This window comes from Streptomyces sp. NPDC020875 (assembly GCF_040641415.1).
In the GTDB taxonomy this organism is placed as follows: domain Bacteria; phylum Actinomycetota; class Actinomycetes; order Streptomycetales; family Streptomycetaceae; genus Streptomyces.
The window spans coordinates 87,263-111,700 of sequence record NZ_JBFADP010000011.1 but is presented as its reverse complement, the minus strand read 5'-3'; the positions used below and the strand labels follow the sequence as shown (position 1 = coordinate 111,700).

The window sequence follows — 24,438 nt, the reverse complement described above, 5'->3', positions numbered from 1 at the left end:
GCGTCGGCCCCGACCGACGGGAGTCAGTTTCAACAATGCATTGACACCTCGTCAAGGGTGCGCCTACGGTTCCCGCCCCGTACCGCGGCTGCGTTTCTCACCCGCGCGCATACGTTCCGTCACCTTGTGACCGCGATTTCCCGACACCGTGTCGAGCCGCCTCGAACCCCTTCTGGAGTGCCCGGATGCGCCGTACCACCTCACCCCTCTCGCTCGTTCTGCTGGGCATAGGAACCTTCTTGCTGGTGCTGGCCGCGATGCTCGCCTGGTATGTCGAGCCGCGCGCCCAGCGCACCCCGACCGATACCGACGCGACCACGGTCTTCACAGGTCAGGGCAGCTATTTCGATGCCAAGAAGGTCAAGACCGTCGATGAGACAAAGCTCACCATCACCCGTAAGGTCCGCGGCGACGTGGCCGACAGCGAGAAGAGCGGCCGGGCCGTCTGGGACGTGTCGACCAGTGTCGACACCCCGGGCTCGCTGCCCGCGTCCGATCCCACCGACGCCTTCCAGTGGACGGTGGAACGCTGGGTGACCGACCGGAAGACCAACGCCCCCGTGCACTGCTGCGGGGAGACGCCCCGTTTCGAGGGCGAGGCGTATCTGAAGTTCCCGTTCAATGTGGAGAAGCGCTCCTACCGCTGGTGGGACAGCACGCTGGGGGCCACCGTGCCGCTGGAGTTCCGGGGCACCAAGAAGGTCCAGGGGTATGAGGGCTACCGGTTCACGGGCACGGTCGACCCGGTGAAGACCGGGACGCGGCAGGTGCCGGGGGTACTGGTGGGCGGGAGCGGCCAGGTGCTCGCCGAGGAGTGGTACGCCAACACGGGCATCGAGCTGGTCGTGGACCGGAAGACCGGGCGGATCCTGTTCGCGGCGATCGGTCCGCGCAAGACCCTGCGGGCGCCCGGCGCGACCTCCGGCGAGGGCGAAGTGGTGCTGCTGCGGAGCGACCGCATCGCGTTCACCGAGGAGACGCAGAAGACGCAGGTCGACATCGCGAAGAAGGACAACCGCAAGCTGCGGCTGGTGGGGGTGACGGCGCCCGCCGGGGCGGGCGGTCTGGGCCTGCTGCTGGCCGTGGCAGGCATGGTTCTGGTGGCCCGGGGTCGCCCCGGGAGCCTCGTGGCGTCCCCCGTTCCGGCCCCGGCGCCGGAATCCTCAACCCGGTGATGAGATACGCCCGGTAACAGTTGGGCAATTTGTCATCCCGGTGAGTAGCCGCAATGAACTGGTGGGCGAAAACTGTCCCTCCCACCCACCCGAACACCATCCGTGCGGTACCCCGTCACATCCGAGCGGCCCCGGCACCCTCCGGGGCCGGCTCACCGGGACCGGGACGGCACCGGGACCGGACCGCGCGCGACAATCCGTCGCTCCCCGACGCGGCTCCGGACCGGGCCCGCCCGTCCCGACCCCGTACCAACGAAAGCCCGTACCACCGCGGGCCCGTATCGCCGCGACGCCGTACGACGTCCCGGCACAGGATCGTCCCGTTCCGCCTCGTACCTCCCCGCTCGCCCTTCACTCACCCCCGTCCCCCGTAACCCGTTCCCGTTTCCCATCCCGACGTCCCGACGTCCCGACGATCCCGCACCGTCCGCTCCTTCCGTGCCGGAGGCGGTCCAGCACCGCGACCGCCGTACGGTCCCGCACCCCGAGACGCATCGGAGCACCCATGCCCCAGCACGTGCCCGCTTCGCTGCGCACGGCCGGTTCCCGGCCCGCTCAGCCCTCCGCGGCGCGGCCCGGCGAGCCGCGCCGCATCGTCTTCCTCTCCCGCCGCGACCTCGGCAACTCCGCCGCCGGAGGTTCCGAGATCCTGGTCGACCGGCTGGCCGGCGGCCTTCAGCGGCTGGGCCATCAGGTCACCCTCGTCTGCGGTGGTCCGGCCGCCGACCGCGACTACCGCGTGGTGTCGGCGGGCGGCGACCTCGGTCATTTCCTGCGGGCCCGCAGAACCCTGGAGCGACAGGTCGGCCCGTGCGATCTGCTGGTCGAGGTCTGCAACGGCATGCCGTACCTGGCGCCTCTGTGGCATCGCGGCCCGACGCTCTGCCTGGTCAATCATGTCCATACCGAACTGTGGGAGATGCGTTTCGGCGGCCGGGTCCTCGCCCCGGCGGGCCGGCTCGGACGGCGGCTGGAGTACTGGGCCCTCGGGGAGGCGCAGCGGCGGAATCTGATGGTCGCGGTCTCCCCCTCCACGGCGGGCGCGCTGCGCGCCATCGGCGTCGACCAGGACCGGATCCGTCTGGTGCACAACGGGGTCGAGGAGCCGGGGCCTTCGCATCCGCGCTCGCCCGAGCCGCTGTTCGTGGCGCTGGGGCGGCTGGTGGAGTACAAGCGGATCGATCTGCTGCTCCGGCTGTGGGAGCGGGTGCGGCCGGTGACCGGCGGCCGGCTCGTCATCGTCGGCGACGGTCCGGAGCGGGAGCGGCTGGAGCGCCTCGCGGGCCCCGGTGTGGAGTTCGCGGGGCATGTGACGGAGGCGGAGAAGCACCGGCTGCTCTGTTCCGCCTGGCTGCTGCTGCATCCGTCGGCCGTGGAGGGCTGGGGTCTGGTGGTCACCGAGGCCGCGATCCGTTCGACGCCGACGGTCGGCTTCGACGTGCCGGGGCTGCGGGACTCGGTCGACGACGGGGTGAGCGGCGTCCTGGCCCGGGGCGAGAGTTCGTTCGCCGCCGCCTGGAGCTCCCTGGCGCTCGACCGGGAACGCCGGGCGGCGATGGGGCGGGCGGCCCGGGAGCTGGCGGCCGGATACACCTGGACCAATACGGTACGGGCGTTCCGCGCCGTCGCCGCGGAGGCCGTCGCCCGGCACCGCGACACGGGCCGCGACCGGACCGGCGGACCGGCCGAAGGACCCGGTCACGGCCGGGGCCACGGCTCCGATCAGGAGCGGAGCCCCGGCGGAGGACCGCCCGGCCTGCCCGGCCGGTCCCTCGGTTCCGAACCGTCCGGCGTGCCCCGGCCCGGAGCCCGGCGGACCGGAACCCAGGAGTCCGCGTATCCCGCCCGGACCGCCCGTACCGCCAGTGCCGCCCGATCCACCCCGACCGCCCGAGGCGCCCAGCCCGCCCGGACCGTCCAGCCCGCCCCGACGCCCTCCCGGCGGAAGTGAGTACCGATGCCGACCCCCGCTCCATCCGTCCGCTCCGTCGCGGGCGCCGTCCCCGGGCCCGCGCGGCGGACTGATCGCCGCACGACGCTCAGGGACCCCTCCTTCCGCCGCTCGTGGGCCCTGTTCCGGGCCTTCATGCGGGAGCAGGAGGACCCGAGGGCGTGCTACACCCTGCTGGCCCGGGACACCGTCGACCAGATCGAGGCGTACGACGGTCCGGTCGGCGGCCGGACCGTCGTCGACATCGGCGGCGGGGGCGGCCATCTCACCGAGGAGGTCCGCCGCCGGGGCGCGTACGGTCTCCTCTTCGAGCCCGACCCGCGCGAGCTGGGTCCCGCGCCGCCCGAGGGCGCGGTCGTCGCGGACGGCTATCTGCTGCCGCTCGCGGACGGTTCGGCCGATGTCTGCGTCTCCTCCAACGTCCTGGAGCACGTGGACGATCCGCAGACCTTCATCAGTGAGATGGTCCGCGTCACCCGCCCCGGCGGGCTGATCTATCTCTCCTTCACCAACTGGCTCTCCCCCTGGGGCGGCCATGAGTGGGCGCCCTGGCACTATCTGGGCGCCGCGAGGGCCCGCGCCCGCTACGAGCGGCGTACCGGCCGTCGCGCCAAGCACACCCTCGGCGAGAACCTCTTCGCCGTGCACATCGGTCCCACCTTGCGCCAGGTACGGGCCAGGACCGACGTCACGGTGGTCTCGGCCCGGTCCCGCTACTGGCCGTTCCTGGCCGGGGCGGTGACCCGGGTGCCCGGCCTGCGTGAGTTCGCTACCTGGAATCTCCTCCTCATTCTTCGGCGGTGCCCATGACCAGTACGGCCCCAGCGGCCCAGGCTCCCCCTCCGGCAACCGTCCGGACCACCGGTGCGACCCAGGACCCTCCCGACGGGCCCCGGTCGCGGCGGTGGCTGCTGGGTTTCTGGGCCGTGGTGTTCGTGCTCTTCCTGGCGGTGTCGCCGGGACGGATGACGTTCGAGACCAAGCTCGGTGTCGCCACCGATCCTTGGGGGTTCATGGCCGATCTCGGACAGTTGTGGCACGACCGCGGCGGCTTCGGCGGACTCACCGACCAGTACATCGGCTACGCGTTCCCGATGCTCCCCTACTACGGCCTCGCCGATCTGGCGCAGTTGCCGGTGTGGCTGGCGGAGCGGCTGTGGCTGTCGCTGGTGGTGGCCACCGCCTTCTGGGGCGCGCTGCGGCTGGCCGAACGCCTGGGTGTCGGCAGCCGTTCGACCCGGCTACTCGGTGCCGCGGTGTACGCGCTCTGGCCGACGTTCACCATCGTCGTCGGCTCCACGTCGGCCGCCGCGCTGCCCGGCGCGCTGCTGCCGTGGGTGCTGCTGCCGCTCACCGACGACCGGTACTCCGCCCGGGTCGCGGCGCTGCGCTCCGCCGTACTGATCCCGTTCATGGGCGGGGTGAACGCGGCGTCGACCCTGGCGTCGCTGCTCCCCGTCGGCCTCTATCTGCTCTCCCGCCCCAACAGCCCCCGGAAGCTGAGGCTGCTGGCGTGGTGGGTGCCGGGGGTGCTGCTGGCGACCCTGTGGTGGGTGATCCCGCTGCTGCTCCTCGGGACGTACGGGGAGAACTTCCTGCCGTACATCGAGACGTCACAGGTCACCACGGACACCATGGCGGCCACCGAGACCCTGCGCGGCGCGGGCAACTGGGTGGCGTATCTGCACTTCGGCGAGGCGTGGCTGCCCGCAGGATGGAGCGTCGCGGCTTCGGTGCCGGTCGTGCTCTGCTCGGCGCTGGCCGCCGCGCTGGGCCTCGCCGGGCTGGCCCGGCGGGATCTGCCGGAGCGCCGCTGGCTGGTGCTGACCGTCATGACGGTCGCCCTGCTCACCCTCGCCGGATACGCGGGGAAGTCCGGCGGGCCGTTCGCGGGGCCCGTACAGGATCTGCTGGACGGGGTGCTGGCGCCGTTCCGGAACATCTACAAGTTCCAGCCCGGTCTGGCGCTCGCCCTGGTGCTGGGGCTGGTCCATCTGACGGCCGTCGCGAAGCGGGTGCGCGGACCGCGGCCGGGCCACGGGGTGCGGTGGGGGCGGCGGTACGCGCCGCTGATCGCGGCCGTGCTGGTGCTCCCCGGGCTCGCCCTGCCGTATGTCACCGGGGCCGTACTGCAGCCGGGTTCGTTCCAAAAGCTGCCGACGTACTGGGAGGCGACGGCCGACTGGCTGAAGAAGAACTCCCCGGACACCCGGGCCCTGGTGGTCCCGGCGACCGCGCACGGCGTCTACACCTGGGGCTCCCCCATCGACCAGCCCCTCGACGTACTCGCGAAATCGCCGTGGGCGCAGCGCGACTACGTGCCGTTCGGTACGCCCGGCAACCGGCGGGCGATGGACGCCGTGGAGCAGGCGCTGCTCACCGGCGCCGAGATCCCCGGCCTGCGGGACTACCTGAGCCGGGCGGGACTGCACTACGTGGTGGTCCGCAACGACCTCGACCCGGACCAGATCGGCTATGTGCCCACCCCGACCGTGAAGCGGGCGCTGGAGCAGTCCGGCTACGAGCGGGTCACCGGACTCGGCCCGGTGATGACCGGCGGCCGGATCGCGGACGACACCCCGCTCCAGGTCGAGGGGCTCTATCCGCGCCAGCGGGCGGTCGAGATCTACGCGCCCGCCGAAGGCTCCGGCCGGCCGGACCGGGCCGGGATCTACCCGGCCGCCGATACGGCCGTGGTGTCCGGCGGGCCGGAGTCGCTGCTGCCGCTCTCGGCCGATCCGTCGCTGCGCGGCCGGCCGACCGTACTGACCGGCGACCGGCATCCCGGTGTCGACCGGCCCGCGCTCCAGGTGACCGGTGACGGACTGCGCCGCGCCGACACTCGGTTCGGGCTGGTGAACGCCAATACCTCGTACACGTACACCGAGGACGAGCGGAACCACTCCGGCAGCATGCAGGACCCCGGGGCCGAGCCCCGGCAGATCCTGCCGGTGAAGGGCGCGGACCGGCAGACGGTCGCCGAACTGCGCGGGGCCCGCGCGGTGACGGCGTCGTCCAGCGGCAACTGGCTCTTCCATCTGCCGCAGTACGACCCGGTGAACGCCTTCGACGGGAACCCGGACACGGCGTGGGCCACGGGTGTTTCCGGCAGTTCGAAGGGCCAGTGGCTGCGGATCGCGTTCGACGGGAAGAAGACCCTGCCGTCGACGCTGGACGTGACCCCGCTCCCCCAGGACGGGGTGCGGTCCGCCGCGACCCGGGTGAAGGTGGAGACCCAGCAGGGCAGCAGGATCAGCCCGCTGGCGACCAACGGCAAGCCCCAGACGATCGAGGCGCCCGCCGGTGAGACCGGCTGGCTCAAGATCACCGTCCTGGCCGTGGAGTCCGGGCGGCCGGGCCTGGCCGGGGCCGGGTTCGCCGAGATCGCCGTACCCGATGTCACCGTGACCCGGATGCTGCGGCTGCCGACCGACGGCGTCGGCTCGGACGCGGCGAGCGAACTGGTCTCCCTGCACCGGCCGTCCGACCCGGGCGGGCTCTCCCCGGCCGGTACGGAGCCGGGGCTGCACCGCTCCTTCACCACCGGTACCGCCGGAGCGTACGAGGTGAAGGCCAAGGCGGTTCCGGTACCCGGTGACGCCCTGGACAAGCTGCTGTACCAGGTGGCGCCGCCCGAGCCCGGACAGCCGGGACGGATCACGGCCACCGCCGACTCGACGGCCCGCCTCGGTACCGGTCTGTCACCGCGGAACCTGACCGACGGCGATCTGTCGACCGCGTGGATCGCCGGGAGCAAGCCGGTGATCCGGCTCCAGTGGACCGGCCCGAAGCAGGACGTGGGCTCGCTGGTCCTGGCCGCCGCGGGCGGGCTCTCGGCCCGTCCCACGAAGATCGAGATCAGTTCGCCCGACGGGGCGGCGATCGCGAATGTGGACGACAACGGCTGGGCCCGCTTCACCCCGATCAAGACCAACCGGCTGGACATCACCATCACCAAGACCGCTCCGGTGACCCTGCACAACCCGGTCGCCGGTGCCGATCTCCAGCTCCCCGTGGGCCTCTCCGAGCTGCATGTACCGGCGCTGTCGCAGTACCGGACCGCGCAGCCCGACGCCGATGAGCCGTTCAGCCTGGCGTGCGGCCAGGGGCCGGCCCTGCTGGTCGACGAGACCCTGCACCCGACCAGCGCGAAGGGCACCGTCGGGGATCTGCGGCAGCGGCGCCCGATCGAGGTGACGCTCTGCCGGGACGGCGCCGAGCGCCCGGCGCTCGAACTCGCCGCCGGACAGCACAAGGTCGAGGCGGGGGACGCGGGTCCGCTCGCGATCACCGATGTCACCCTCACCCGCGGCACCCCGGCCGCGCCGGGCGTGGGCCGGGCCGTCAGCGTCGGGGACTGGCTGAGCGACCGCCGGGAGGTGTCGGTCGGCCAGGGCGACGTCTCGTATCTGACGACGTACGAGAACTTCAACGACGGCTGGAAGGCCACCCTCAAGGGCAAGGAGCTGAAGCCGCTCCGGCTCGACGGCTGGCAGCAGGGCTTCGAGATCCCGGCGGGCGAGGGCGGCACGATCGAGCTGACGTACGAGCCGGACCAGGTGTACGAGGCCGGGCTGATCGCCGGCGGTGTGGCCCTGCTCGCTCTGATCGGCCTGGTCCTGTACCGCAGGCGCGAGGAGAACCCCGATCACCCCGACCACGCGGTCCACACCGAGCACGGCCCCGGTACGGTCCTCGGGCTGGTGGCGCTGACGCTGGTGGCCGTGGTGGTCGCGGGCTGGCTGGCGCTGCTGGTCCCGGTACTCGCCCTGATCGCCCTGTGGCGGCACACCCTGCTGGTGCCGATCGCGTTCACCGCGATGGCCGGGGCGGGCGTCGTGGCCGCCACCGGGGCGGGTGAGCCGCTGGCCGCCGGCACGGGCGCGTTCGGGCACACGGCCCAGGTACTGGCGTTCATCGCGCTCTTCGCGGCCCTGGTGACCGTCGGCGCGACCGGCCGGGGCGGCCGGGAACCCGCGGCCGAACCCGGGTCCGGCTCCGGTCCGGTATCCCGCTTCCGCCTCGGAAAGGGCAGGGGTACGGCGGCGGCGCCCGGGGCCACCCGGGAGGCGGCCGGATACCCGGACGTACCCCCTCCCGGGGCTCCTCCGAGCGGTACGGACCCGGGCGCGACCCGGCCGTACGACCCCGGCGCCCCCGGAAGCGGCGTCCGGTGACCTCACTCGCCGGACCCGCGCGCACCGCCCACGCCGGGCGGCACCCCCTGGTGCCGTTCCCGGTCGTGGACGAGCTGGCGCGGCACTGCTTCCGGGCGGAGGAGCCGGAGTCGATCCATATCGAGATCCGGCTCCCCGGGCGGCCCGATCCGGACCGGCTCCGGCAGGCGCTCACCGAAGCGCTCCACCGCCACCCGCGCGCCCTGATACGCCAGGCGCCGGGCCCGTGGTACCGGCGCCGCTACTTCTGGCAGCTCGCCCCGGCGCCGGACCCGGATGTCGCCCTGGTGACCGTTCCGGCGCCGGAGCCGGAGGCGCTGGAGCGGGCCAGGGAGCGGTGTCTGGCCTCGGCCCCGCCGCTGTCGGCGGCCCCGCCGATCCGGGTGGAGCTGGTCGCCGACCCCGGACGGCCCGGCGGTACGGCCCTGTTCGCCACGGTCAACCACACGGCCCTCGACGCGCCCGCGGGCCTGCGGGTCCTGGCGACGGCCGCCGAGTTGTACGGCGGCCGGGCCGACGCCCCGGCCGCGCCCCCCGTCCGCCCCGCCCCGGTCCCCCGGGGCGGGGCAGCCCCGAGACCGTCCCCCTGGGTGCCGCCCGCGCGGGTGGCCCGCGGCACCCCGTCCGGCCGGCCCGGCGACGCCCTCCTCGTGGCCGACCTGGCCGTACCGCGCCGCCCGCCCGGGGCCGCGTACACCGTGAACGACCAGCTGCTGGTCGCCACCGCCTTGACCATCGCGCACTGGAACCAGGGGCGGGGCGCACCGCCGCGCCCGACGCGGATCACCATGCCGGTGGACGACCGGCCGCGCGGAGCCGATATGCCCATCGGGAACGGCACCCGGCTGGTGGAGGTGCCCTTCACCCCGGCGGAACTGGCGGCCGGTGAGCGGGCCGCCGCCGAAGGGGACGCGGACGCCGTCGGCGAGCTGCTGCGCCGCACCGGGGACCGTACCCGCGCCCTCAAAGCCACCACCGGACCGCAACTCGGTTACGGGGTAGCCCTGTTGACGGCCCCGGTGCTGCCGGTGGCGTGGCGGGCCGCCGTGACCCGCGGCGTACGGCGGGCCGCGGCGCCGTGGACGTCGACGGCCCTGCTCAGCAATCTGGGACGTACTCCGTACACCCTCGACTTCGGCGACGCGGGCCGGGCCGACGCCGTCTGGTTCTCGGCCCCCGCCCGGCTGCCCCGGGGCCTCAGTGTGACGGCGGCGTCCACCGCCGGACGGCTGCATCTGGCGATCCGCTGGTCGCGCGCGCTGCTCTCGGAGCGGGACGGTACGGAACTGCTGGCACTGTTCGAGCGGTATCTGGCCGCGACGGAACGCGCCCCGGCCGACGACGGCGGGGCGACCGAGGGGGGTTCGCGATGACGACGACGGCACGGCCCGGGACGGGCCGGGAAGCCACCGGGACGGACACCCGACCCGCCGGAACCGCGCCGGGACTGCGGGAGTTCTACGAGAACCCCGCCGTCCCCGTCGCGTCCGGGGACGCCCGCAGTCTGCGGCAGGCCCGGATGCTCGCCGCCGCGCTCGGCCCGGCGGGCGGGCGGCCCGCCGTCGTCCTCGACGTCGGCTGCGGCGACGGTACGGCGGCGGCCACCGCGGCCCCGCTGCTCACCGGCCACCGGGTGATCGGCGTCGACTGGTCGCAGGACGCCCTGCGCCGGGCCCGGACCCGGCTCACCCATGTGGTGCGCGGCGAACTCGAAGCGGGGCGGCTGCCGTTCCGGTCGGGCGTGGCCGACGCCGTGCTGTTCAGTGAGGTGATCGAGCATCTGGTCGACCCGGACAGCGCCCTGGACGAACTCCGGCGGGTTCTGCGCCCCGGCGGCCATCTGATGCTGTCCACCCCCAATCTGGCCGCCTGGTACAACCGGGCCCTGTTGCTCGCCGGTGTGCAGCCGGTCTTCTCCGAGGTCAGCCTGCGCGGCATCCACGGCCGCCCCGGCCGTGAGGTCGTCGGCCATCTGCGGCTCTACACCGCCCGCGCGCTCCGGGAGTTCGTGGCCGCGTCCGGATTCGAGGTGGTCCGGGTCGCGGGCGCCCCCTTCCACGGCGTGCCCCGCCCCCTGCGCCCCCTGGACCGGCTGGCGTGCGCGGCCCCCTCGCTCTCCTCGATCCTGCTGCTGCACGCACGGAGGACATAGGTGTGGTGGGGGGTCGCCGCCGCACTCCTGGCGAACCTGCTCTACAGCACCGGATTCGTCCTGCAGAAACGGGCGCTCGGCCGGTTGCCCGCGGTCTCCGTCCGGCGGCCCGCCCGGCTGCTGCGACTGGTCGCCGGCAGCCCGCTGTGGACCGGTGGCGCCCTGGCGCTGGCCGCCGGGTTCGGGGCGCAGCTGATCGTCTACCGCACCCTGCCGATCGCCGCCGCGCAGGGCATCTTCGTCTCCGGCCTCGTCCTGCTCCTGCTGCTGTCGGCCCGGCTGCTGGGCGAGCGGATCCCGGGCCGGGAGCGGTACGCCACCGGGGCGATCCTGGCCGCCCTGGTGATGGTGGTCCTCTCCCTGTCCCGGACCACCGACACCGTCGGCACGGGCGCTCCGGCGCGGCTGATCCTGCTGGTCTGCGTCCCGTCACTGGCGGCCGGGACATGGCTCTACGCGGTCGCCGAGCGCCGGGCCGCGAAACGGCACCGGAAGCCGACGACGGGGGTCGAGTACGGGGTCGCCCTGGGGCTGCTGTACGGGGTGAGCGGGCTGGCGATCAAGGGGGTGTCGGACCGGTCCGCCGGGCTGCTCGCCGACCCCGGCGGCGCGCTGCTCGCCGTACTGGGCTCCCCGTACCCCTATCTCCTGCTGTTCACGGGCGCGTTCGGTCTGGTGATGTCGCAGGCGGCCCTGCAGCGCTGCCGGGTGTCCCTGATCGTCCCGGTGAGTACGACGGTGGCGAGCGTGTTCACGGCCGTGCTGGGTACGTTCGCGTTCGGTGAGGCGCTGCCCGCCGATCCGCTCCGGCTGGCGCTCCGGGTCGCCGGGGCGCTGCTGGCCGTCGCGGTACTCCTCGCGATGCCGAAACACGACCCACCGCCCCCCGACCGACCCGAAGCCCCGCACCCGAAGCACCCCGCCGAGGAGCTGACCGCCCATGACCCCCGATGACCCGCTGCTGGCCGTCCTCGTCTGCCCGCTGGACAAGGGCCCGCTACGGCTCGTGACACCCGCCGCCTCCGCTGCCGTACCGGCCGGTGGCGCCCTGTACAACCCCCGGCTGCGGCGGCTCTATCCGATCGTGGACGGCGTTCCGCGACTGCGCCCGGTCTCCGGGGAGCCCGTCTCGGAGGAGACACACGCCGCCCTGACCGGGTGGGACGGCGCCGACCCCGGGCCTGCGGCGGAACCCGGGACGCGACGGCCGTAGGACGCCCCGGGGGACGCTCGACCGCCGGGCCCGTGGTCCGCGGTCCCCGCGGCTCATGGCTGCCGGTGGTCTCGACCAAGCCGACGGCGGGCGGACCGGTCGGCCGTACTCCGGGCACGGCGGGCGGCGGACCGGGGAAGACATCGGTCTCCAGCAGGGCGATATGCGGGCCGGGGCTTTTGTGCGGGCCGTCGGCGGAGGTCAGCGGGGCTGGTTCCCCTCGGCGTAGCGGGCCAGGCCCTCCGCCATGCCCCGCATGAACCCCCGGATGTAGCGCGGCATGATCCAGCGCAGCAGCGGTCCCGTCTCGTAGGCGCCGGACCAGCGGATGACCGTGCCGCCTCCGGGGGCCGGGGTCAGTTCGATACGGGCCCGGAGGTCGCGTATCGACGGATTGAACACGCTCTCATAGGCCAGGAGGCGCGGTTCGACCTTCTCGGTCAGCCGCTCGCCGGTGACCGTCCGGCCGGTACGGAACGCTCGGACGGCACCGATACCGTCGTCGCCGTCCGGGTCGAGGCCGGTCGACCGCCGGGTGTCCAGGCTGTCCACCTTGGACCACAGCGGCCAGCTCGCGCCGTCGACCAGCAGCTTCCATACCTCTTCCGGGGCTGCGCCGGTGGTCACGGTGATGTCGTAGGCAGGCATGACGGCTGACTCCTGTGCGGGTGAGAGGGGACGGTACGGGGCTCGGCGCTCAGCTTCCCCGGATAGCCGCCGCACCGGCACGGGTTCTTGCGGTTTCGGCAAGACGAGCCGCCGGCCCGGACCGGCTCGACAGGTCGGCGTGGAGGGCCGTGACCGCCCGACGGACTGTCATCGGCCGCCCCGTCAGCGGCGATGGCCTCGGCACCGGTCCCGCGCCCGCACGGGTGCCCGCCGCCCGGCGTGCTCCGGCACGGGTCGGCCGGGGCACCGGGTCCGTACGGGACTCTCAGGGCCCCGTGCAGGACTTCGGGTCCAGGTCGGGACGGCCCGGCCGATCGGCGGGGCCGATCAGAGGGTCCAGGTTGTCCCGGTACATGTCCTCCCAGCCCTCCCCGTCCGCCAGGATGTTCCGCACCGCCGAGCAGACCTCCTTCTTCAGATCCGACTGCCCGGAGAGCATCGCCACGCCGTACTTCTCGACCCCGTCGATATTGGGCAGCTTTCGCACCTTGCCCGGGTTCTTCTCGACGTAGCCCGCGAGGATCACATCGTCCGAGGCGATCGCGTAGACCGACGACTTGTCGTCCAGCAGCTGTTCCAGACAGCGCTGATAGGACGCGGGAGGCGACTGCATCATCGTGTAGCCGAGCTTCGGCAGATCCCCCCAGTACGTCGATTTGCGGGCGGTACAGACCTCCACCCGCTGGCGGATCAGATCGCTGGCGTCCTTGATCACATACCGTTTCGACTTCATCCGTACCAGGAACGACCGGCCCGCCGTGTAGTAGGGGCCGACGAAGTCGATCTCGTCGTCCTGCCGCATGGTGTACGAGGCGACGACGAGATGGACCGCCTTCTTCTTCAGCGCGCTGTCCCGGTTCTGGGTATCGACCGGGACCAGCTCGACGTCTTTCCGGTCCGTGTATCCCAGCTCCGCGGCGACCTTGTAGGCCATGTCGACGTCATAGCCCGCGAAGGTGTTCTTCTCGCCCTTCACCCGTTCGCTCAGGCCGGGCTGATCGTCCTTGATACCGATCCGCAGCCGGGGGTTCTTCGTCTTCCACCGCGGCGCCTGGGCACCGTCGCCCCGGCTGTCGGAGCCCGCGACGCCGCTCTTCTTGTCCTTCTCGTCCGAGCCGGTGGCGTCCGCGACCAGCCAGCCGACGGTGGCCAGCAGCACCACGCTCAGGGTCGCCGCCACGATCACCTTCGCCCTCTTGCCGAAGGCGAGACGCCGGGGCTCGGGCGCGAGTTCGTCGCGTACCGGCGGCGCGACGCCATCGGGACGTACCGACTCCGGTTCCGGTTCGGGCGCCGGTACCGGTACCGGCTGGCGCGCCGTGGCTCCGTCCGGCTCCGGGCTCTGCGGGTCGTCCAGCACCTCGTCGAGCATGAACTCGGCCGTGGCGGCGTCCAGGCGTTCGCGGGGGTCCAGGCGCAGCAGCCCCTGGATCACCGGCGCGAGGGGAAGTGCGAACCGGATCGCCGGGACGGGCGATGCCAGGATGTGCTGCTGGACCTCCCAGACCTCCCGGCCGCGGAAGGGGCGGCGGCCCTCGACCATCTCGTAGAGCGTGACGCCGAGCGCCCACAGGTCGGAGGCGGGGGTGGGTCCCGGGGAGCCGGGGGCGAAGAGTTCGGGCGCCAGGTACGGGGCCGTACCGATGACGCTGCCGGAGCTGGTCAGGGGGGTGGCGCCTTCGAACGTCGCGATCCCGAAGTCCACCAGGATCACCAGCCCGTCGTCCCGGACCAGCACATTGCCCGGTTTCACATCGCGGTGGACGACCGACGCCGCGTGCACCGCCCGCAGGCCCTGGAGGATCTGGCGGGCGATTTCCGCCGCTCTCGGTACGGAGAGCGTCTTCTGGTTCGTCAGCAGACCCGCGAGGGACTGCGCGTCGAGCAGCTTCATCACGATCCAGACCTGGTCGTCGGTCTCGACCTGGTCGTGGACCGTCACCACGTTCGGGTGCTCGATCCTGGCGATCGCCTCCGCCTCCCGGCGCGCCCGCCGCATCGCGGCGGCCTGGGTGTCAGCGGTCAGAGCGTTGCGGTCGAGCAGCCCCTTGACGGCGACGGGCCGGTTGAGCCGCCGGTCGTGGGCCCGCCACACCTCGCCCATGGCGCCGCTGCCGACCGGCTCCAGCAGCTCGTAGCGGCCCTCGATCACCATATTGCGGCGACCGGAACCGGCCCTGTCTCTCCCCGACATGTACCCCCCTCGCGACCCGAACCAGGCAACAGTAAATGCTCGGTCGGAAGGGCGCAGTAAAAGAGGAGGAAGCCCGCTCGTGAGGACGCCCCCGGCCCGTTCGGCGCGCCGCCCGCCGATGGCTCCGCGATCACCGCCCCCAAGGCCATTGACCATTCAACATCTTACGTTGCGCCTCGGTTCACGCCTCGGACACGAGCGGCCCCGAGGCTCGGTCCCGGCCTGGTCGTTTCGTGACCGGGCGACGGATGCATGGCGATCACTGGAGGTCAATGATGGTCGAGCGGCGTGAACTGCTCGGACTGGTCGGCGCGGCCGTCGGAACGGGAGTGCTGGGCGCGGGCACGGCCGAGGCCGCCCCTCGGGACGGGCGGAAGCCCGGCGGGCCCCGGCACCGGAGGCTCACGGTCATGCAGTTCAACATCTGGCTCGGCGGCAGCCGGGTACCGGGCGGCCGGGCGGGGATCGCCGACACCATCGCCGCCGTCGAGCCGGACGTGGTGATGCTCAGCGAGTCGAACCCCGAGCGGGTCGCCCATCTCCTGGCCGATCTCGCCGAGCGGGGGCTGACGTACTTCGACAACCGGAACCCGGTCGACCCGGCGGTGATCTCGCGCTATCCGATCGTCGAGCACGCCTCGTTCCCGTACTGGTCGAAGGCGGTCGTCTCGGTCGACGGCACCGAGGTCGCGGCCTACTCCGGGCATCTGGAGTACCGCTATTACGTCAACTACCTGCCGCGCGGCTACGGCGGCGGCACCCCGTCGCCCCTGGAGACCTCCGAGTACGGCTGGGGCGAGATCCCGGCGGGCCCGATCACCGATGTCGATCTCATCGGGCGGCTCAACGCGGCCTCGGGACGTACGAAGGTGACCCGGACGGTCCTCGCGGACGCGGCGAAGGAGCGGGCCAAGGGGCGGCTGACGCTGCTGGCCGGTGACTTCAACGAGCCCTCGCACCGGGACTGGAACCACCGGACCAGGAACCTGTTCGACCACAACGGCGCCGTCGTCACCTGGTCGACCACGAAGGCGATCGAGGACGCCGGGTTCCGCGACAGCTACCGCGTGATCAACCCGGACCCCGTCCGCAGGCCGGGCTTCACCTGGCCGAGCGACAACCCGGGCGCCGATGTCGGTCAGCTCACCTGGGCGCCGAAGGCCGACGAGCGGGACCGGATCGACTTCGTCTTCTACCATCCGGACCGGCGGATCAAGCTGCTCGACAGTGTGATCGTCGGCCCGTCCCGCACGATCGTGCGCAACGAGCGGGTGGAGGAGTCGGGCCGGGACCGGTTCTGGGAGCCCACCTGGACCTGGCCGACCGACCACAAGGCCGTCCTCAGCACCTTCCGGCTGACCACGCGCTGAGCGGACCGCTCGGTCCGGCCGGGCGGTCCGCCGGTCCTCGGGGAACCCCGGCGCTTCGCGGACGAAGCGCCGGGGCCCTTGCGGAGGTGCGGGGATGTGCGGGGAGTGTCAGCGCTTCCAGACGGTCGCGCGCCAGGTCGTCGCGTTACCGGCGCCGTCCGTGCCGACGGCGAATCCGGCGACCACCCCGGCGTCATTGATCATGAACGCCGCGCCGTACCGGCCGAGCGGCGTCGGCGGCAGCTGGACGACCGTACCGTCCGGCTTCCACAGCAGCGCCGTGTCCAGTGCGGGGTTACCGGCGGGCGGCCACGCGTACCCGACGGCCGTCCCCCGGTTGTTGATCCCCAGTACCTCCCCGGCCGCCTCCGCCGGATTGTCGAGCACCGTACGGGTGCCGTCCGCGTTCCAGCGGGCCGTGTCGCCGTACGGGTTGTCGTCCAACGAAGCGCCCACGGCGGTGCCCGCGCGGTTGACGCCGTAGCCGCGCCCGCGACCGGCGTCGCGCACGGTACCGTCGGCCGCCCACACCAGGACCCGGTCGTACGCCGTGCTCCCGGCGAGCCGCCCGTGCCCGAAGATCCATCCGTTCTCGGTGATCCGATTCGTCCGGGCCCCGTCGAACCCGGCCGGAAGCGGGAGCGGGCTGACGGCGCCCGCCGCGTTCCAGCGCACGGGGTGCGCCGGGCCGCCGGCGCCTTCGCGCTTCTCGGTCCATCCGACCGCCGTACCCGCGTTGTTGACCGAAACGGCCGTACCGCTGTCGTCGCCGGGCAGCACCGGCAGGTCGGTTCTGCCGCCGTCGGACCGCCAGCGCAGCGGATGGCTGCGGTTGTCCGCCCCGGCCGCGTCGCCGACCACGACCCCCGAGTTGTTGACGGCCGCCGCGTTGCCGCCGACCGCCCCGTCCGGCAGCGCCAGCCGGGTCGGGGTGGCACCCGGCGTCCAGCGCACCGGGTTGGCGCCGGGCCGGGTGTTGTACGACACCCCGGCCGCCCAGCCGCGGTCGCTGACAGCCGTCGCAGTGCTGAACTTCTCACCGGCCAGGGGTGCCAGCGGGGTGTAGCCGGGGCGGTCGGCGTTCCACCGGATCCCGAGCGGCCCGTCGGAACCCGCCACGTAGTACTCGCCGACGATGGTGCCGCTTCGGTTCAGCCCCTTGACGAAGCTGTGGAGCCCTCCCTGCGGCAGCGGAAGCAGTCGCGAGGTCGGCGGCCGCTCCGCCGATTCGGCCACCGCGACGGGCGCCGAACCCAGCAGGAGCAGGGCGGTCGCCGACGCTGCGGCTAGGGTCGCGGATCGGGAAGCACGCAAGCGGGCCATCGGAGACTCCTGATCTCTTCGATCGACAGGGGCGTACGAGTGCATGGGCATTTCGTCTGTTCCAGGCCAGCAGGGATCCCGCGCGGCCGCTCAAGTTTCCGCCCCCGGAGGCCCGTTGACAGCTCGATCTACAGAACGGCCGGATTCGTACACCCGTTCACTTCACTCCGCTCTCCGCCTGCCCGCCGCGCCCGCCCTTCGCCGGGGCCGGACTCGCCCCCGGCGACCGTGCCCCAGCAGCCCTTCCGCGCCCACGACCAGATCGCGACCGACGCCGGACGCATACCCTGGCCCATCGGTACGCGGCAGCGGCACGACGACACCTTCCGGCCACTCGCCCCGGCTCCCGGCCCGGGCCCCTGATACTGGTGCCCCTCGGCCTGCCGGACGGACCGGCGGGCCTTGTCGCACAAGGAGCGCCTGTGACCTTCGTCCCCGAGACCTGGAGACGTGAACTGGCCGACGCCTTCGAGGTGCTCCTGGGCAAGCCGCTCGACGAGTTCCCCGCGGAAGCCGAGTACGTGCTGTACCACTGGGACGAGATGAGGTCGTCCGAGATAGCCGAGGAGTTCATCGGCGGCGAGGTGGACCTGAGCGCCGTCGCACGCGGCGAACCGGTCGACGGCGACCGCTACGACGACGGCGACGCCCCGTTCGGATGGACCACCTGGTCTCTCGATCTCGGCCGGTCGATCTGGCACCTCGAGGAGAGCGCCTTCGACGCCGACGGGCCACTCGGCGATGCGCTCGGTACGGCACCGGCGGCGGCCTCGGCCACAGCGGACGGACCGGAACGGGAGGTGTCCGGAGCGGACTTCGCCCGTGCGCTGGCCGCCCACGGCGAAGACCTGGCCGAGGTCGACGCCGAGGAGCTGACCGGCATGGGACCGGTGGTACGGATCGCCACCGACGGCACGCTGTTCGACGCGATGCGTGCCGCCACCTGGACCATGGGCGACCCCGGGGACCTCACCCCGTTCCTCCGGGACGCCGACGAGATCGAGGTGGCCCCGGAGTGGGAGGAGAGACTGCGCCGGATCCCGGACCCCCGGCTCCGCGACCACCTTCGGATGCTCTGCCTCTCCGCGCATTCGGCCCGCTCGGAAGGCGGCTACTACCTCGGCCCCCGGGAATGCCCCGCCGGCCTCCGCTGGATGACCGGCCGGCGCGGCCACGAGACGATCGCCGGTTGGCAGTTCGGCGAGGGACAGGCGTTCTCGGCGATCGTGGCGATCACCTGAGGACACCGGGCCCGCCTCGGCCGTGAACCCCGGGGCGTACCCCGAACGGGCGTACTCCCCGGCCTTTCCGGTGATCCGCCCGCTCCCGGTCCCTAGCCTTGCCGGGCAGGCCGACAGGGCACGGGGAGGGCCGGGTGACTCGACCGAACACGGGAGCCGTCGACCAGGCGGCACTGTGGTCGGCCGCTCTCGCCGCGGTGATCAGCCTGTCGATGGGCGAGGGCCGCTACGACTGGCTGAGCTTCGCCCTGGGAACGGCGCTCGCCCTCCAGATCGCCGCCTTCTACCGCCCGGCACCGCACGCCCCGGACCAATGGTGGGACCGCGGCTCGGCCGCGGGCAGTTTCGGCGCGGTGGGCGGTCTGGTCGCCGCGATACTCCTGGCCTGGCCCGTCCAAACGGCGATCGGAACCCCACGCCGGTGCCGCGCGGCCGGAGTCGACACCGACGACTGCGCCGGGGCCTTGGCGTACCCGTGGTTGGGCGTGGTGTGGCTGACGGCCTCGGTCGCCCTCTCCTGCTGGCACTGGACGAAACTGGTCCTCGGACCCGCACCGCGACAACCCTGAGCACGGGCCCGCCTCGGCCTCGTGGCTCTTGACGACCTCCGACGGGACTCGGGGCCGTCGCCCCATCGCGTATCGGTCACCTAGCGCACGGTCGCACGGCAATCGCGCCGGGGGAGTTCCATGTTGCCGACGGTGGTGCCCGCCAGGCGGTCGGCGAGGGAGCGCCCGCGGCCCACGAGGGCGGGGACGCCGTTGGTCCAGAAGACCGCCACCGCGACGACCCAGCACAACACCGCGATCGCGTAGGACCCGCCGATCAGCGCGATACAGGCCACCGCGAAGCAGCCGACATCGGCGACCGTGGTGACGAGGGCCCGGATCGCGGCCCGCCGCGGACCCAGCCGGCGCCGACCGGCATGGGAGACGCGCAGCCCGAACAGCAGCTTGCCCACCGTACGGTTGGTCGATACGAGCGCCGTGAAGTGGTAGGCGAAGGTGATGAGGACCAACGCGGCGAAAGCCTGCCGGACGGCGCGCACGGCGGAGCCCCAGAGGTCGTCCCACACCCGCCCGCCCGCGTCGAGCGGCTGCCCCCGTGAGGTGATGACCTCCCAGGCGCCTCGGCCGACCATTCAGGACCGGAACGGCCGATGGCCGGAACGGCCGGTGGACCCGTACGGCAGCCGTGGGTCCGCGTACGCGGTCCCCTCGCGGCGATCCGGTTCCCGCCACCGCATTAATCTGGTTTCCGCCACGGCCCCGGTAGGAGACGGGCCGTGGCGCGGGAACCACGGGGGGATTCACTCGAATGACCGATCAGCGGGACAGGCACGCCCAGGCGGAGGCGGCGCGCGATCAGCTGCTTCGCGAGATGCGGCGGATCAGGGAGACGGCTCAGCTCAGCTTCGGGCGGCTCGCCCACCGTACGCACTACAGCCGGTCGTCGTGGGAACGCTTCCTCAACGGGAAGCAGTTGCCGACCCGAGTGGCCGTCGAACAGCTCGCCGCCGTCACGGGCGACGACCCGGAGCCGCTGCTCGCCCTGCTGAAGCGGGCGACCGACGCCCCCGCCGGTGACGCCCCGTCCGACGCGCACTCCCTTGGTACGGCCGCCTCCGATACGGCCGCCTCCGATACGGCAGGGGCACCCGGGCCCGGTCCGGCACCCGCCGCCGCTGCCGCTGCCGGAGGACCCACCGAGGCCGAACCGGGCCGGGCACGCTTCCCCTCGATCCCGCCCGCGTGGCGGCGGCGGCTCACCGTGGTCGGCTATGTCGCGCTCGGCACGATCCTGGGTTCGGTCACCACCGCGCTGCTCGTCTCCAACACGATGCGGGGGAGCACGCTCTCCGACACCCCCGGCGGCCGGGACTCCGCGGCGAGCGGCTCACCGCGTATGGAGCTCAAGGAGAAGGTCATCCGGATCGGGTGCAGATCCGACACGTGTCTGCGTCACGACCCCCAGGCGAAGGACTGCCAGTGGGACGCGACCACCACCCAGGCCACCTGGCTGCGGGGGATGCACATCCAACTCCGCTACAGCGCCGCCTGCCAGTCCGTCTGGGGGCGGATCGAGGGCGGCACGGTCGGCGACCGCGTGATCATCAAAGACGCCCGGGGCGAGGAGCTGGACGCGACGATCCGGTTCGAGAACGACACCTACACCCGGATGCTCGCCGTCTCCCCCGAGGCGCCGCTCGCCACGATGACGGTCTGCGGGGCCATCCCCCGGCAGCGGGAGATGGCGTGCGCCGAGACGAAGACCGTGACGGCGACCGGAACCGGCAGCACCGAGGAAAGGCAGCGGGGCGGTCCGGGCGCCGGAACCGCGCCCGCGACCGGGAGCGGCGGAACGGGGAGCGGGGCGGAGGCCACGCGGGGGCCGGATCGGGCGGCGCCCGTCCTGCCGTGAGGCGTGGCCGCGTGCCGACCGGGGACCCGACGGCCAAACCGGACGACCAGGCGCGGCGGCCACGGTACGGAGCCCCGGGCCGCGCAGTGGCCGGTCCCGGAGCCCGCGTCCGTACGGCCGTCGGCTCCTGGCCCCCGTCCGCTCCGGAACTGTCCCACCCTCCGGGGCACCGGTGTCCCACCGTGCCCACGGGCCGTCACGGGACGTCCCTGGGACGCTTTATGACCGCTGTGAGCTGCGGTTTCCCCTAGGTTCGAGGGAGATCGGATCCCGCGGAACCCTCCACGGTGATCGCCCGCGGCCGGTGCGCCGGAACCATGGCCGCCGCGCCCCGGCGACGTGACCGCCGCGCGAGAGACCCCAGTGACAAGGAGCTGCACGGTGGACGACGCCCTGCCACCCACGACCCCGCCCCGGAACGGCGGCCGGGACTTCCGCGAAGTGCTGACGGCACGCACGAGCCGCCGGAACGTCGTGCTCGGCGCGACGATCGCCGCGGCACACCTCGCACTCGTCCCGGGCGCGGCGGCGCTCGCGCGGCCCGCCGGGCATCGGCTCCGGGGCTCGTTCCGGCCCGTACCCGTCGGCGCCGCGGACCGGATCGTCGTACCGGCCGGTCACCGCGCCGAGGTACTCGCCCCCTGGGGAGCGCCGCTGCTCCCCGACGGTCCGAGGTGGCGGCCGGACGGCGGCGGTTCGGCCGCCGACCAGGCGCGGCAGATCGGGTCCCACCACAGCGGACTGCGCTACCTGCCACTGCCCGGGGGCGGGGACCGGCACGGCATGCTCGTGATCCACCACGAGTCGGTGGACCCCGTCCTGCTCCACCCCCGGGAGCCCGGGGGCGGCCGGGCGGTCACCGCCGCGCGGGTCGCCAAGGGGCTCGCGGCCCAGGGCATCACCGCGATCGAGGTCCGCCGGGGCCGCGACGGGTCCTGGCGTCCGGTCGCCTCGTCCCGCAACGCGCGGCTCACCGGAACCACCCCCGTGGTCTTCAGCGGCCCCCTCGCCACCGGGCATCCGGCGCTGGAGAGCGCGGCGGAGCCCGTCGGCACGCTGGGCGACACCGGTCACGGTGCGACGCCGTGGGGGACCCACCTGGTCTGCGAGGAGAACACCGGCGGCTGGTTCGGCACCGACGATCCGCGTTGGCGGCCCACCGCCGCACAGCGCCGGTACGGTCTCGGCGCACTCGACCACGGTCACGGCTGGCACCGGGCCGACCCCCGGTTCGATCTGGCCCGCTCGCCCGGCGAGCCGCACCGCTTCGGCTGGATCATGGAGGTCGACCCCCTCGCGCTGAACGGGTCCACGCCGGTCAAGCGGACCGCGCTGGGGCGGTTCAGCCACTCCGCCGCCGCGGTCGGCGAGACCCGGGACGGACGGGTCACCGTACACAGCGGGGACGACCAGGACGGCGGCTATCTCTACCGCTTCGTCGGCGACCGGCCCTGGCGGCGGGAGCGGGCCGGGGGCCGCAGTCCGCTCGACCACGGGGTGCTCCAGGTGGCCCGGTTCGACGAGGACGGCACCGGTCGCTGGCTGCCGCTGGTCCACGGCCGTGCCACGCTCACCGCGGCGCACGGCTGGGCCGACCAGGCCGATGTCGTGCTGCGGGCCCGGGAGGCGGCGGACGCCCTCGGGGCGACCCGGATGGACCGGCCGCAGCAGATGGTCGTCGACCCGCGCACCGGTGAGGTGTTCGCCGCGCTGGCGAACAGCGCCGGTGGCTTCGGCGGCGACGCCGGTTCCCGGGACGCCAATCCGTACGGGCACGTCATCCGTATGCGGGACGACCCGGACGGCGGGACCGGGCTGCGGTGGGACGTCTTCGTCCTCGGCGGCGATCCCGCGCACGACCCGTCGGTACGGCTGGACCGGTCCAACGCCTTCGGCTCGCCCAAGGGCCTCTATCTCGACCCGGCCGGACTGCTCTGGATCAGTACCGGCGTCTCGCCGCACTCCCAGCACCTGGCGGAACGCGGGCACGAGAACCTCGGCAACAACGCCCTGCTGGCCGCCGATCCGGCGACCGGGGCGATCCGGCGGTTCCTGACCGCGCCGCGCGGCGCGGAGGTGACCGGGGTGAGCGGCACCCCTGACGGGCGCACCCTGTTCGTCAACATCCAGCACCCGGGCTCCGCCACGGCGGCCTGGGGCGCTCCCACGCCGGCCGACCCGCAAGTCGTCAGCGGCTGGCCCGACCACCGGCCCGACGGCCGACCGCGATCGGCCACGATCGCGGTGCGTCGCGACGACGGAGGCGTGATCGGCGGCTGAGCCCGCCCGATCCCTCCCGCCCAGGCATCCCCGGCAGACCTTCCCACGGAGAACACCGCCCATGGTCCAGATCGTCACACGCGAAGAGTGGCACGCCGTCCCGCGCAAGACGCCCGAGACACGTTCCTTCACCCCCTGGCTCGGGGGATTCGCCATTCACCACCTCGGAAAGGGACTGAAGCTCCAGAGCCGTCACGACGACTGCTACGGCCATGTCCGCGACATCCAGCGGCAGCAGATGGCCGAAGCGCCCCCGTGGCCCCTGCCGCGACACGACAAGGAGGTGTACGACGACATCTCCTACAACTACCTGGTCTGCAACCACGGAGTCGTCTTCGAGGGCCGCGGACCCACCCTGCGGTCCGCGGCCAACAGTACGACGCCGGGCGCCAACCAGAACAACTTCGCCATCTGCGGAATGATCGGGCTGGACGACACGGTCCACGCCGAGATGGTGACCGCGATCCGGGAGCTGATCGCCTGGCTCCTGGCCCGCTTCGACGGCGGCCCCACGATCAAGGGGCATATGGACTTCACCAGTACCGAGTGCCCCGGGAAGCTCTACCCGTATGTGCAGCGCGGCGACTTCCACCAGACCGGTACGCCCGAGGAGACCCCGCCGCCGCCGAAGCCGAGCCAGCCGCTCTTCGCCTACACCCGTGCCCAGTGGGGTGCCCGTCCGCCCAAGGAGGTGACACGGGTTCCCCTGTCCTCCCGGACGGGTTTCACCGTCCACTACTCGGCGGGCGCTGCCACCCAGACCGTACGGCAGATCCAGAACTACCACATGGACTCCCGTGGCTGGTCGGACATCGGATACAACTTCCTGGTGGACCGGGACGGCCGGATCTTCGAGGGTCGTGGCTGGGACGTCGTCGGCGCGCACGCCACCGGTCACAACAACACGCACATCGGGGTCTGCTTCATCGGGGAGGACGGCGACGCCACCCCGCGGGCGCTCTCCGCGATCCGCGCGCTGTACGAGGCGGCCAACGTGGGGGCCGGCCGGACCCTGGACCGGACCTGGCACGGCGGGCTTTCCGGGCAGTCGACCCAGTGCCCCGGGGCGGGGCTGCGGGCCTGGGTCCAGGGCGGGATGACCGCGACGACCCTTCCGGTGCGCGGGGGCACGGGATCGATCGGCGGCTCCGGCGGCGGTACGGGCGGCGGCGGCGGGATGACCTCGGTACGCCCGATCACCGCACAGCAACAAGCCGTCAACGGCCTCGGATACACCCCCGCCCTCACCGTCGACGGCACCTGGGGACCCAA

The 24,438-nt window shown here is 73.1% G+C and carries 17 protein-coding genes and 1 pseudogene; 14 read left to right on the top strand and 4 right to left on the bottom strand.

The window, feature by feature from the left end; translation table 11 throughout:
* Positions 1-185: 185 nt before the first annotated feature.
* From AB0G74_RS08920 to AB0G74_RS08885, 8 genes and pseudogenes are all read left to right on the top strand, one after another.
* The gene (locus tag AB0G74_RS08920; RefSeq protein ID WP_361142194.1) at positions 186-1,175 is read left to right on the top strand and encodes a DUF3068 domain-containing protein; all 990 of its coding nucleotides are present in this window, start codon (positions 186-188) and stop codon (positions 1,173-1,175) included.
* 505 nt (positions 1,176-1,680) lie between these two features.
* A pseudogene (locus tag AB0G74_RS08915) lies at positions 1,681-2,817 on the top strand (glycosyltransferase family 4 protein); the annotation flags it as partial.
* Between the two features lie 315 nt (positions 2,818-3,132).
* Positions 3,133-3,936, top strand: a complete 804-nt coding sequence (locus tag AB0G74_RS08910) for a class I SAM-dependent methyltransferase (protein WP_361142191.1) — start codon at positions 3,133-3,135, stop codon at positions 3,934-3,936.
* Positions 3,933-8,303, top strand: a complete 4,371-nt coding sequence (locus tag AB0G74_RS08905) for an alpha-(1->3)-arabinofuranosyltransferase family protein (RefSeq protein WP_361142290.1) — start codon at positions 3,933-3,935, stop codon at positions 8,301-8,303. The genes AB0G74_RS08910 and AB0G74_RS08905 overlap by 4 nt, the downstream gene beginning before the upstream one ends.
* Positions 8,300-9,676: a condensation protein gene (locus tag AB0G74_RS08900; protein WP_361142189.1), complete on the top strand. Its 1,377-nt coding sequence runs from the start codon at positions 8,300-8,302 to the stop codon at positions 9,674-9,676. The genes AB0G74_RS08905 and AB0G74_RS08900 overlap by 4 nt, the downstream gene beginning before the upstream one ends.
* Entirely contained in the window at positions 9,673-10,455 is a 783-nt protein-coding gene (locus AB0G74_RS08895) for a class I SAM-dependent methyltransferase (RefSeq protein WP_361142186.1), read from the top strand. The genes AB0G74_RS08900 and AB0G74_RS08895 overlap by 4 nt, the downstream gene beginning before the upstream one ends.
* On the top strand, positions 10,456-11,409 hold the full coding sequence (locus tag AB0G74_RS08890; protein ID WP_361142183.1) for a hypothetical protein: 954 nt from the start codon (positions 10,456-10,458) through the stop codon (positions 11,407-11,409).
* Complete coding sequence (locus AB0G74_RS08885) at positions 11,396-11,668, top strand: Trm112 family protein (protein WP_361142181.1); 273 nt, start codon at positions 11,396-11,398, stop codon at positions 11,666-11,668. Before AB0G74_RS08890 ends, AB0G74_RS08885 begins: the two co-directional genes overlap by 14 nt.
* Positions 11,669-11,869: 201 nt before the next feature.
* Here the strand turns inward: AB0G74_RS08885 and AB0G74_RS08880 are convergent, their stop codons facing one another.
* Both AB0G74_RS08880 and AB0G74_RS08875 read right to left on the bottom strand, forming a co-directional pair.
* Entirely contained in the window at positions 11,870-12,316 is a 447-nt protein-coding gene (locus AB0G74_RS08880; RefSeq protein WP_361142178.1) for an SRPBCC family protein, read from the bottom strand.
* 286 nt (positions 12,317-12,602) lie between these two features.
* A complete protein-coding gene (locus AB0G74_RS08875) occupies positions 12,603-14,531 on the bottom strand; it encodes a serine/threonine-protein kinase (RefSeq protein ID WP_361142175.1) in 1,929 nt (642 codons plus the stop codon).
* A 275-nt stretch (positions 14,532-14,806) separates the two neighbouring features.
* On the opposite strand from AB0G74_RS08875, the gene AB0G74_RS08870 reads away from it, so the two are divergent.
* A complete protein-coding gene (locus AB0G74_RS08870; protein WP_361142172.1) occupies positions 14,807-15,901 on the top strand; it encodes an endonuclease/exonuclease/phosphatase family protein in 1,095 nt (364 codons plus the stop codon).
* 108 nt (positions 15,902-16,009) lie between these two features.
* Here the strand turns inward: AB0G74_RS08870 and AB0G74_RS08865 are convergent, their stop codons facing one another.
* Positions 16,010-17,215, bottom strand: coding sequence for a hypothetical protein (locus AB0G74_RS08865; RefSeq protein WP_361142170.1), 1,206 nt, complete (start codon positions 17,213-17,215; stop codon positions 16,010-16,012).
* A 431-nt stretch (positions 17,216-17,646) separates the two neighbouring features.
* Here AB0G74_RS08865 and AB0G74_RS08860 point away from each other — a divergent pair, with 431 nt between their 5' ends.
* Positions 17,647-18,465, top strand: coding sequence for a hypothetical protein (locus AB0G74_RS08860; protein ID WP_361142167.1), 819 nt, complete (start codon positions 17,647-17,649; stop codon positions 18,463-18,465).
* A gap of 134 nt (positions 18,466-18,599) precedes the next feature.
* The gene (locus tag AB0G74_RS08855; protein ID WP_361142164.1) at positions 18,600-19,034 is read left to right on the top strand and encodes a hypothetical protein; all 435 of its coding nucleotides are present in this window, start codon (positions 18,600-18,602) and stop codon (positions 19,032-19,034) included.
* Between the two features lie 80 nt (positions 19,035-19,114).
* Here AB0G74_RS08855 and AB0G74_RS08850 read toward each other — a convergent pair whose 3' ends face one another.
* A complete protein-coding gene (locus AB0G74_RS08850) occupies positions 19,115-19,606 on the bottom strand; it encodes an RDD family protein (protein WP_361142161.1) in 492 nt (163 codons plus the stop codon).
* Between the two features lie 176 nt (positions 19,607-19,782).
* Here AB0G74_RS08850 and AB0G74_RS08845 point away from each other — a divergent pair, with 176 nt between their 5' ends.
* The 3 genes from AB0G74_RS08845 to AB0G74_RS08835 form a co-directional block, all read left to right on the top strand.
* Positions 19,783-20,886 carry a DUF2690 domain-containing protein gene (locus tag AB0G74_RS08845; protein WP_361142159.1) on the top strand — a complete coding sequence of 368 codons (1,104 nt, stop codon included), beginning with the start codon at positions 19,783-19,785 and terminating at the stop codon, positions 20,884-20,886.
* Between the two features lie 381 nt (positions 20,887-21,267).
* A complete protein-coding gene (locus tag AB0G74_RS08840) occupies positions 21,268-23,166 on the top strand; it encodes a PhoX family phosphatase (protein WP_361142158.1) in 1,899 nt (632 codons plus the stop codon).
* A 61-nt stretch (positions 23,167-23,227) separates the two neighbouring features.
* Positions 23,228-24,438 (top strand): N-acetylmuramoyl-L-alanine amidase (locus AB0G74_RS08835; RefSeq protein ID WP_361142156.1); only part of this gene is annotated, 1,211 nt, incomplete at its 3' end.